10 protein-coding genes are annotated in these 10,190 nt (G+C 38.2%); 9 read left to right on the forward strand and 1 reads right to left on the reverse strand.

Going from position 1 to position 10,190, the window contains the following annotated elements; all coding sequences use genetic code 11:
- Window positions 1–443: 443 nt before the first annotated feature.
- The 8 genes from atpB to atpC all read left to right on the forward strand — a co-directional run bounded on the left by atpB (window position 444) and on the right by atpC (window position 7,207).
- Window positions 444–1,208: a F0F1 ATP synthase subunit A gene (gene atpB, locus KQI69_RS05920; protein WP_371818748.1), complete on the forward strand. Its 765-nt coding sequence runs from the start codon at window positions 444–446 to the stop codon at window positions 1,206–1,208.
- Between the two features lie 33 nt (window positions 1,209–1,241).
- On the forward strand, window positions 1,242–1,508 hold the full coding sequence (atpE, locus tag KQI69_RS05925) for an ATP synthase F0 subunit C (RefSeq protein ID WP_022013168.1): 267 nt from the start codon (window positions 1,242–1,244) through the stop codon (window positions 1,506–1,508).
- Between the two features lie 133 nt (window positions 1,509–1,641).
- Window positions 1,642–2,199 carry a F0F1 ATP synthase subunit B gene (atpF, locus tag KQI69_RS05930; protein ID WP_371818749.1) on the forward strand — a complete coding sequence of 186 codons (558 nt, stop codon included), beginning with the start codon at window positions 1,642–1,644 and terminating at the stop codon, window positions 2,197–2,199.
- The gene (locus tag KQI69_RS05935; RefSeq protein WP_216564422.1) at window positions 2,187–2,738 is read left to right on the forward strand and encodes a F0F1 ATP synthase subunit delta; all 552 of its coding nucleotides are present in this window, start codon (window positions 2,187–2,189) and stop codon (window positions 2,736–2,738) included. Before atpF ends, KQI69_RS05935 begins: the two co-directional genes overlap by 13 nt.
- A gap of 29 nt (window positions 2,739–2,767) precedes the next feature.
- Window positions 2,768–4,282, forward strand: a complete 1,515-nt coding sequence (gene atpA / locus KQI69_RS05940; RefSeq protein ID WP_216564423.1) for a F0F1 ATP synthase subunit alpha — start codon at window positions 2,768–2,770, stop codon at window positions 4,280–4,282.
- 14 nt (window positions 4,283–4,296) lie between these two features.
- Window positions 4,297–5,175, forward strand: a complete 879-nt coding sequence (atpG, locus tag KQI69_RS05945; RefSeq protein ID WP_216564424.1) for an ATP synthase F1 subunit gamma — start codon at window positions 4,297–4,299, stop codon at window positions 5,173–5,175.
- A 208-nt stretch (window positions 5,176–5,383) separates the two neighbouring features.
- On the forward strand, window positions 5,384–6,781 hold the full coding sequence (atpD, locus tag KQI69_RS05950) for a F0F1 ATP synthase subunit beta (RefSeq protein WP_216564425.1): 1,398 nt from the start codon (window positions 5,384–5,386) through the stop codon (window positions 6,779–6,781).
- Window positions 6,782–6,796: 15 nt separating this feature from the next.
- Window positions 6,797–7,207, forward strand: coding sequence for an ATP synthase F1 subunit epsilon (gene atpC / locus KQI69_RS05955; protein WP_216564426.1), 411 nt, complete (start codon window positions 6,797–6,799; stop codon window positions 7,205–7,207).
- Between the two features lie 52 nt (window positions 7,208–7,259).
- On the opposite strand, the gene KQI69_RS05960 is transcribed toward atpC, so the two are convergent.
- Complete coding sequence (locus KQI69_RS05960) at window positions 7,260–8,963, reverse strand: AAA family ATPase (protein WP_216564427.1); 1,704 nt, start codon at window positions 8,961–8,963, stop codon at window positions 7,260–7,262.
- Between the two features lie 728 nt (window positions 8,964–9,691).
- Between KQI69_RS05960 and tnpA the strand changes: the two genes are divergently transcribed.
- A complete protein-coding gene (gene tnpA, locus KQI69_RS05965; protein ID WP_216564430.1) occupies window positions 9,692–10,096 on the forward strand; it encodes an IS200/IS605 family transposase in 405 nt (134 codons plus the stop codon).
- Window positions 10,097–10,190 lie beyond the last annotated feature (94 nt).

The following is a 10,190-nucleotide window of genomic DNA, read 5'->3' on the forward strand; positions in this document are numbered from 1 at the left end:
GTCTGCGCACACTTGACACAAACTTGATATGCACAAAAAACATGTGCAGAAATAAGGAATAGTATGAGAGGAGTTTGAAAAATAGAAAAGAGAAAGAATTTTTATCGCATGATTTCATATCAGGCGGCTCAGGAATGAGGACTGATATATAAAAACTATGGTGATGAGAGTATATTTGTTATTTTTGTTTATTTGCAAACATGATATAAAACGCATAAGTATTTAGCATTATGTGCGAAAAACTTGAGTGAATTTATCATAAAAGGTGTTGATTTGTGCATTGAACATAAAAATATATTTTCATGACTATAGTTGGTTATTGGTTACTGTTCTCACTTATGGTGCGTCAGTAACGATTATTGTACAGACATACTTAGCGTGTACGGTAATTATAGTTATAATGACTGCGATAGTCATAAAAAATAAAGAAGGAGGATGAGAATGTGGGAAGTGACATCTTAAATATGTCATGGATAAACAGTAAGGCATTGCTTGCAGGCGGTGAAGTAGACTTTTTCATCAGAGGTTATACAGACAAGAAATTTATGTTTCTCGGTCACGAAGTCTACCTTACAACGACGCATATATCAATGATAATAGTTATGGTATTTCTGCTTATTTTTGCCTTATTTGCGAACCATGCAATTAAGAAAGCAGATCCCAAGGAAGCGCCCGGTCCGTTTTTAAATGTGGTTGAACTGATAGTTGAAAAGCTTGACGGAATGGTTGCAAGCTCAATGGGAGCTAAAAATGCCGTAAAGTTTAGAAATTATGTAAGTGCACTGTTCTTATTTATACTTACATGTAACTTATCAGGTCTATTAGGCTTAAGACCGCCTACTGCGGATTTTGGTGTGACATTTCCGCTCGCCGTTATTACATGGGTGATGATTCAGTATAATGGATTCAAGTATCAGAAGATGGGCAAGATAAAAGGTTTATTTGAACCAATCGTTCTGTTTTTCCCAATGAATCTTATCAGTGAATTTTCAACACCTGTATCGATGTCTCTCCGACTTTTCGGAAACATCCTGTCAGGTACAGTAATGATGGGACTTATCTATGGTTTGTTGCCAAAAGTGCTTACTTTGGTATGGCCGGCAGCATTGCATGTATATCTTGATGTATTCTCTGGATGCATTCAGACATATGTATTCTGTATGCTGACTATGTGCTTTGTCGCAGATGCGATAGGAGAAGACGCATAACAATTATTATATTTATTTTGAGGAGGAAGAACAATGAATATTACAAACGAAGGTTTAGTTTTAATGGGCTCTGCAATCGGTGCAGGTCTTGCAGTTATCGCAGGTATCGGACCTGGTGTAGGTCAGGGTATCGCAGCAGGTTATGGTGCATCAGCAGTAGGACGCAATCCGGGAGCAAAGGGTGACATCATGTCAACAATGCTTTTAGGACAGGCGGTAGCAGAGACAACAGGTCTTTATGGACTCGTAGTTGCCCTTATTCTCTTATTTGCTAACCCTCTTTATGGCAAACTTAAATAGACTGAGCTTAATAAAGTAGATAATGTTTTTGAAAGACGGTTCGAGAAGCGTTTTTCTTGGATAGTAGTTCAAGAAAGATTATTGCTGAAAGCGAAAGAACTAGAAAGAGTTAAAATAGAAAGGAGGCTGTAAAGTGAATGGTTTGGTAAAGGTTGCTTTAGCAGGTGACGGACTTGGAGATTATATATTTGGTCTTGATCCGCAGCTTCTTGTGGATTCGGCTATCACAATACTTGCAATGTTCGTGATGTTTCTGCTTTTGTCATATCTTCTTTTCAATCCTGCAAGGGATCTTCTTGAGAAAAGACAGGCATATATAAAAGAACAGCTTGAAAAAGCAGCAAAAGAAAAACAGGATGCCATTGAATTTAAGGCAGAATATGATGAAAAACTTAAAGCTGTTGATAAAGAAGCAGAACAGATTTTGAGCCAGACGAGAAAGAACGCTGTCAAGAGAGAAAATGAGATAGTGGACGAGGCTAAGGCAGAAGCTGCAAGAATTGTTGACAGAGCGAATCATGACATAGAACTTGAAAAGTCTAAGGTTAAGGATGATGTTAAGAAAGAAATGATATCTGTTGCAACAGTTATGGCTGAAAAGATAGTGGCATCTTCTCTGGATGAAGAAAAGCAGTCACAGCTTATCACAGATACATTGGAAGAGATGGGTGAAGAGACATGGCTAAGCTGATATCTAAAACTTACGGTGACGCATTTTTTGAGGTAGCGGCTGAGGAAGGTAAACTTGAAAGCCATCTCGAAGAAGTGGAAGCTGTACTTGATGTGCTGAAAGAAAACGAAGAGTATATAAAGATAATAGGCTATCCGAGGATTCCCGTTGAAGAAAAGAAAGCTATGATAGAGAGTGCTTTCAAAGGTAAAGTGTCTGATGACATGGTCGGTTTTCTTACGGTTATCGTAGAAAAGGGAAGATTTTCAAAGATAGAAGAAATCTTGAACTATTTTGTTGAGAGAGTACATGAAGCAGAAAAAATAGGAACTGCTGAGATTAAATCCGCCGTAGAGCTTAGTGAAGCACAGAAAAAGGCGGTTGAAGACAAGCTGCTTACAACTACACCGTACAAAAAGATAATTGCTAAGTACATTGTAGATAAGTCACTTATAGGCGGTATGGTTATCCGCATCGGTGACAGGATCGTGGACAGCAGCGTAAAGACAAAACTAGAGACTATGGCGAGAGATCTGTCAAAAGTCCGTTTGTCAAACTAAATTAAATCGAAAGAAGGTGCGAGAGTATCATGAATTTGAAACCTGAAGAAATCAGTTCGGTTATCAAAGAACAGATTAAACAGTACAGTACCAAATTTGAAGTTGCAGATACGGGTACTGTTATACAGGTTGCCGATGGTATTACGCGTATTCATGGTCTTGCAAAGGCTATGGAGGGCGAATTGCTGGAATTTCCAAACGAAATTTACGGCATGGTTTTAAACCTTGAGGAAGACAATGTCGGAGCAGTACTCTTAGGTGACCATAAAAATATCAACGAAGGCGATATAGTAAAGACTACAGGACGAGTTGTTGAGGTGCCGGTTGGCGATGAAATGCTCGGACGAGTAGTAAATTCTCTCGGACAGCCTATAGATGGCAAAGGTCCGATAAAGACAACAAAAACAAGACCGATAGAGAGAGTTGCATCAGGTGTTATCTCAAGAAAATCGGTAGATACACCACTTCAGACAGGTATCAAGGCGATTGACTCAATGGTTCCTATCGGAAGGGGACAGCGTGAGCTTATCATTGGTGACCGCCAGACAGGTAAGACAGCGATAGCCATTGATACTATCATCAATCAGAAGGGACAGGGTGTTAAGTGTATTTATGTCGCAATAGGTCAGAAAGCATCAACAGTTGCGGCACTTGTAAATAAACTTGAAGAGTTCGGTGCGATGGACTATACGACAGTAGTTGCATCAACAGCCAGCGAACTTGCACCATTACAGTATATTGCACCATATTCAGGATGTGCCATCGGTGAGGAATGGATGGAAAACGGTGAGGATGTACTTGTAATATACGATGACCTTACAAAACACGCAGCAGCATACCGTACACTTGCATTGCTCTTGAAGCGTCCGCCAGGACGAGAGGCATATCCGGGTGATGTATTCTATCTTCACTCAAGACTTCTGGAGAGAGCAGCACGTCTTTCAGACAAGCTTGGAGGAGGTTCGCTTACTGCACTTCCTATCATTGAGACACAGGCGGGCGATGTATCAGCATACATTCCTACAAATGTTATCTCAATAACAGATGGACAGATATATCTTGAGACAGAGATGTTCAACTCAGGTTTCCGTCCTGCCGTAAATGCCGGTCTTTCAGTTTCACGAGTAGGTGGAGCTGCACAGATAAAAGCCATGAAGAAGATTTCAGGTTCTATCCGTATCGAGCTTGCTCAGTACCGAGAGCTTGCGGCATTCTCACAGTTTAGTTCAGACCTTGATCCTGAGACAAAAGCACAGCTTGCACAGGGAGAGAGGATTCGTGAGGTATTAAAGCAGGACAACTATAATCCTATGTCTGTTGAGCATGAATTTATCAGTATTTATGCTGCAACACATAAATATCTCATAGATATTGAACTTGAAGATATTGCCGACTTTGAAAAAGGTCTTTTACAGTTCATCGATGAGAAATATCCTGAAGTTCCGGATATGATAAAAGAGACAGGTGAACTTTCAAAAGAGATGGAAGAAAAGTTTGTTCAGGCAATCGAAAAATTCAAGGCAGAGTTCGTTAAGGGCAGATAGAGAGGTGTGATGATATGGCCTCAATGAGAGATATAAAAAGGCGTAAGGAAAGTGTCCAGAGTACAGGGCAGATTACAAAGGCTATGAAACTTGTATCATCTGTAAAACTTCAAAAGGCGAAAGTCGGGGCAGAGCTGTCAAAACCGTATTTTGACACGATGTATGAGACAGTTGCCGATATGATAGCAAGGTCAGGTCAGTTGTCACATCCGTTTTTAAAGAAAAGCGAGTCAGACAAAAAGGCTGTTATTGTTATTACATCAAACAGAGGACTTGCAGGCGGTTACAATTCAAATGTAGTAAAACTTGTGACGCATGATGAACGCTTTAAAAAAGAAGATACACTTATATATGCCGTTGGAACAAAGGGCAGAGATACCCTTATGCGTCAGGGCTATGAGATAGCAGGCGATTATTCGGAAGCTATGAACGAGCCGCTTTACAGTGACGCGACAGGTATCGGAAAAGATGTGCTTGGCAAATTTGTCAAGGGAGAGATAGGTGAGATATATATTGCCTATACTATCTTTAAAAATACAGTTGTCCAGATTCCAACGCTTATGAAACTTCTTCCTATTGATGCGGAAGATATAGTATCAGAGCAGGAAGAAGACCAGAATCCGTTAGACAAACTCACGCTTATGAATTATGAGCCTGAACCTGAGGAAGCACTTGATGCCATAATTCCAAAATATATAAACAGTCTTATATATGGAGGACTTGTGGAGGCACACGCCAGCGAAAACGGTGCGCGTATGCAGGCGATGGATTCAGCGACAAGTAATGCGGAGGATATGATAAGTGACCTGTCACTTAAATATAACAGAGCAAGACAGGCCTCTATCACTCAGGAGCTTACGGAGATTATTGCAGGAGCATCAGCTATTTCTTAAATTTTATCAATATTATTGATTTAAATTATTGCCTGCTCACGATTTGACCTTAGCTTTTAATCTTTATGGTTAAACTAGGCATCAATAGCTGGTTTTAAGAATATTGCTGAATAAAAACTGCAAAACTTTTCGGTCAGAATCCAAAAGTAAAGGTTGGAGATTGTCCGAAAGATAATAAAAATAGAAAATCTTAAGAAGGGAAAAAGAGATGGCAGAATTAAATACAGGTAAACTTACACAGATCATCGGTGCCGTTCTCGATGTCAGATTCTCAGAAGGAAAACTTCCTGAGATCAATGACGCTATCAAAGTTCCGCTCAAAGACGGAGAGGAACTTGTAGTAGAAGTAGCACAGCATCTTGGTGATGATACTGTCCGCTGTATTGCCATGGGCCCGACAGACGGATTGGTACGAGGAATGGAAGCTATTGCTACCGGTGGTCCTATATCAGTTCCGGTCGGTGAAAAGACACTTGGACGAATGTTCAATGTACTTGGCAATCCTATAGATGAAAAACCGGCACCGGAAGGTGTTGAATATGACCCTATTCACAGAAAAGCACCTGCTTTTGAGGAGCAGTCAACACAGACAGAGATTCTTGAGACAGGAATTAAAGTCGTTGACCTTCTCTGCCCATATCAGAAAGGTGGAAAAATCGGTCTTTTCGGTGGTGCGGGAGTTGGTAAGACTGTACTTATACAGGAGCTTATCACAAATATCGCTCAGGAGCATGGTGGATATTCAGTATTCACAGGCGTAGGAGAGCGTACAAGAGAGGGAAATGACCTCTATTATGAAATGATCGAGTCAGGAGTTATCGACAAGACAACAATGGTATTCGGTCAGATGAACGAGCCACCTGGAGCGCGTATGAGAGTTGCTCTTACAGGACTTACGATGGCAGAAAATTTCCGAGACAGATCGGGAAAAGATGTACTTTTATTCATCGACAACATTTTCCGCTTCACACAGGCTGGTTCAGAAGTTTCAGCGCTTCTTGGCCGTATGCCTAGTGCCGTAGGTTATCAGCCTACACTTCAGACGGAGATGGGTGCTTTACAGGAGCGTATCACATCTACAAAGAAAGGTTCTATCACATCAGTTCAGGCGGTATATGTACCAGCCGATGACCTTACTGATCCGGCTCCGGCAAACACATTCACACATCTTGATGCCACAACGGTACTTTCGCGTTCGATAGTTGAGCTTGGAATCTACCCTGCCGTAGATCCGCTTGAATCAACATCGCGTATACTTGATCCGCATATTGTCGGTGAAGAACATTACAAGGTTGCCCGCGGCGTACAGGAAATATTACAGAAATACAAAGAGTTGCAGGATATCATCGCAATCCTCGGTATGGACGAACTTTCAGAGGACGACAAGATTGTCGTAAACAGAGCAAGAAAGATTCAGAGATTCCTTTCTCAGCCATTCCATGTAGCAGAGCAGTTTACAGGACTTCCTGGTAAATATGTACCTGTAGCAGAAACTATAAGAGGTTTTGCGGAAATCCTTGAAGGAAAACATGACGATATACCTGAAAATCTTTTCCTCAATGCAGGAACTATAGATGAAGTTGTTGAGAGAATGAATTCTAAATAGTTCGGGAGGTGTATCATGGCTGAAAAGAAGTTTAATCTTCAGATTATATCACCTACCAGAGTTTTCTTTGACGGAGACATAGATATGGTGGAAATGAAGACAACGGAAGGTGAGATCGGTGTACTTGCCGGACACATTCCGCTTACAGCTATCCTTGAACCGGGTGTACTTCGCATAAAGAAGTCAGACGGTAACAAAGAAGCGGCACTTCATGATGGATTTGTAAAAATCACAAAAGACAAGGTGACGATCCTTGCCGAATCCTGCGAGTGGCCTGACGAGATAGATGTAAACAGGGCAAATGAAGCAAAGATAAGAGCAGAGCGTAGGCTTAAGAGCGGCGAACCTGCTGTAGATATGCTTCGTGCGGAGCTTGCACTTAAAAAGGCACTTACCAGAATTGATATTGCAGGAAAATATAAATAAAAACGAAAAGGTTTGCGGACATAATGTCTGCAAACCTTTTCGTTTCCTGTAATTATTCGTTAATCAACACTTCCTTACCTTTGAACGCAAAGCCATAGTGCCGGATATTTTCTTTTTTAACACCTCTTTTTATAAGTTCAGTATCATAATTTTTTTCCTCAATCTGCTTTAATGCTGCTGCAACGGTTTCTTCAAGTGAGTTTTCTTTTTTGGAATTTATCACTTTAAATTCGATTACGATTGCCGGATATTTTGTGCTTTCTTTATCTATAGGTTCAAGCGTTATATCATAGCGGCCATAACCGCTTTCTCTGTTTGATGTGATGATATAGTTATCTGTTTGGTCTACCATAAGTCCTAATACAAAACCATGGAAAAAATTTTCAGGAGCCTTTTTCTCGGATGTATGTTTTCCTGAGTCAAATGAGCTGAATGTTTTTAATGCAACATCATTCATATATTCATTCATACTCTCTACATCTCCGCCTATAAGTGCTTTTACAAATTCGTTTGTTTCCAGCTTTGCAGGACTAAACCATCTGAGAATCATATCTTCAAACATAAATTGGATTTCAAGATTTGTTAGTGCAAGAGTGTACTTGCGTGCTTTTCTTCGGTTTCCTAAAAGTGGTTCTGCGGATGTTACTTTAAGATAGCCACTCGCAAGCATAAGACTCCAGACTGCATCCTCCGAATAGTCAAGCTCTGAAAATACTATCTGTTCAGCTATTGGAACTTCTATCGTTTCTTCTTTAAGAAGCGTTTCCATCATCATTTTTATATATGAACTGCCTTTCTGAACAAGATTGTTTATAAGTCCGTTTGAACTTGAATCCGCCCAATAAGTTTTAAAAGTTTTAAACTTTAACAAATTTATTATCGACCATGGATTATAAATGTCTCTTTTATCTCCAAATATAAATCCATCATACCATGTCTTGACTTCCTGTTTTTTATCTGAAAGTCCTTGTTCATCAAGTGCATTAAATACTTCTTCTTCCGTAAAACCAAATGCTGTTTCATATTGGTTTGATGTAGTTGTAACTACAACCAGGTTATTAAGGTCACTAAAAATACTTTCTTTGGATACACGAGTTATTCCCGTCATTATTGCTCTTTCAAGGTATGGATTTGTCTTAAATGTAGAGTTGAACAGACTTCTTGTAAATGCCACAAGTTCTTCCCAGTATCCGTTTATATATGCCTCCTGCATAGGTGTGTCATATTCATCAAGAAGAATTATAACTTTTTTGCCATAATAGCGGCTCAGATAATTTGACAGATCTCCTATGGCTTCCTGTGCTGTTTCGTCACTCATTTTATAATTTATTTCATTAAAATGTGTTTTTTCAAGTGATGTTAGATTTTCGCAGTCCAATAAAAAAATGAATTTTTGGAATTCATCACATATTATTTTTTTGATTTTTTTTACAGCTCCATCATAAGTATTTTGTTTAACTTTGGCAAAGCTAAGAAATATAACGGGATATGTTCCTTGAATTTCATGATAATTTTCATCTTTCCAAATATCAAGTCCTTCAAATAAATCTCCTCTGTCTTTATACTCATTTGAGAAAAAACATTTGAGCATATCCATATTTAATGTTTTACCAAAACGGCGAGGACGGGTTATGAGCGTTACTATATCATTATTTTCCCACCATTCTTTTATAAAAGATGATTTGTCTATATAAAAACAATTTTTTTGGCGTATTGATTCAAAACTCTGATTTCCGATACTTATTGTTCTTGCCATATGCTCCCTCCTATTTTTATCAACATATTTATATGTAGCTATATTTTAGCATTGAGTTATATCAATGTAAAGGCTGGCATCATTCCGTCAATTACCGCTTATCACAAAAATCGATTGTTCGTCGCATTGTGGTGGAATATTGCGGATATGTCTGCTAAAATAAATTTCATTAAAGGTAATTGCATCAAAATAGATATAATCATCGTCATTGTTGTAGGGCAAAGTACCTTTTTGCAGATGATATCAATCAAAAATGGTATACCGACTGCACGAAACTTATTAACAAAGTAGTATTATTGACTACATCATTATTATACATGGAGGAAATATAATGTGATTGAGCTGTTGAAGGAAAGATAGAGTTGTTAGTAATCAATATATTGCAGGAAAATATAAATAAAAATCAAAAGGTTTGCGGATACAAAGTCTGCAAACCTTTTGATATCAATGATTAATTTACTAAAAGCCATTATGTGAAATATATTAAAAACTACTATTTAATACTATTGACTTTTGAACAATAGTTGCTATAATAATATTAAACATTAACTATTTATACTTTCATAATTTATACTTTGAGGAGGTTGTTGCAATGAACGTGCAGGAAAAATTTTTGATGATTAACCGCCGCACACTCGTGACTTTAGTCGTGAGTTAGGCGGTTTTTTGTTGTATTTACTTACAACATATAGTATAATATAAATATGGATAAAACAATATATTTTTCAATGCCTAAAGATGTTACTCATGGTCGAGGATATGTATATTCATTACAATATCATATCGTATGGGTTACAAAATACAGAAAACCCATATTCATAGGTGATATAGAAACAGATATTAAGAATTATCTGTTAGATACACTTAAATCTTTAGATATGAATGTTATAGCAATGGAAATAATGCCTGACCATATACATTTACTTGTAGATTGCAAACCACAATTACGATTGTCGGATGCAATTAAAATTTTAAAAGGAAATACTGCTCGTTGGCTTTTTTTAAATCATCCTGAAATTAAAAAACAACTTTGGGATGGACATTTATGGAATCCGTCATATTTTGTAGCGACAGTAAGTGATAGAACACTTGAGCAGGTAAAAAACTACATCAATGATCAAAAGACAAAATAATCTAAAGAAAGGGGGTTTATCATGAAAATATTTTCCACATATTCAGTTAAGATTAAGCATTATAATCATATTTTTAAAAATACTGTATCTATAT

This window comes from Eubacterium sp. MSJ-13, assembly GCF_018918235.1.
Classification (GTDB): Bacteria; Bacillota; Clostridia; order Lachnospirales; family Lachnospiraceae; genus Butyribacter.

Excerpts from the sequence above, each read along its gene's own strand:
- KQI69_RS05935 (WP_216564422.1), top strand. The coding sequence starts at position 2,187 with ATGGCTAAGCTGATATCTAAAACTTACGGTGACGCATTTTTTGAGGTA.
- atpG (WP_216564424.1), top strand. The coding sequence starts at position 4,297 with ATGGCCTCAATGAGAGATATAAAAAGGCGTAAGGAAAGTGTCCAGAGT.
- atpD (WP_216564425.1), top strand. The coding sequence starts at position 5,384 with ATGGCAGAATTAAATACAGGTAAACTTACACAGATCATCGGTGCCGTT.
- KQI69_RS05960 (WP_216564427.1), bottom strand. The coding sequence starts at position 8,963 with ATGGCAAGAACAATAAGTATCGGAAATCAGAGTTTTGAATCAATACGC.
- atpE (WP_022013168.1), top strand. The coding sequence starts at position 1,242 with ATGAATATTACAAACGAAGGTTTAGTTTTAATGGGCTCTGCAATCGGT.
- atpA (WP_216564423.1), top strand. The coding sequence starts at position 2,768 with ATGAATTTGAAACCTGAAGAAATCAGTTCGGTTATCAAAGAACAGATT.
- tnpA (WP_216564430.1), top strand. The coding sequence starts at position 9,692 with ATGCCTAAAGATGTTACTCATGGTCGAGGATATGTATATTCATTACAA.
- atpC (WP_216564426.1), top strand. The coding sequence starts at position 6,797 with ATGGCTGAAAAGAAGTTTAATCTTCAGATTATATCACCTACCAGAGTT.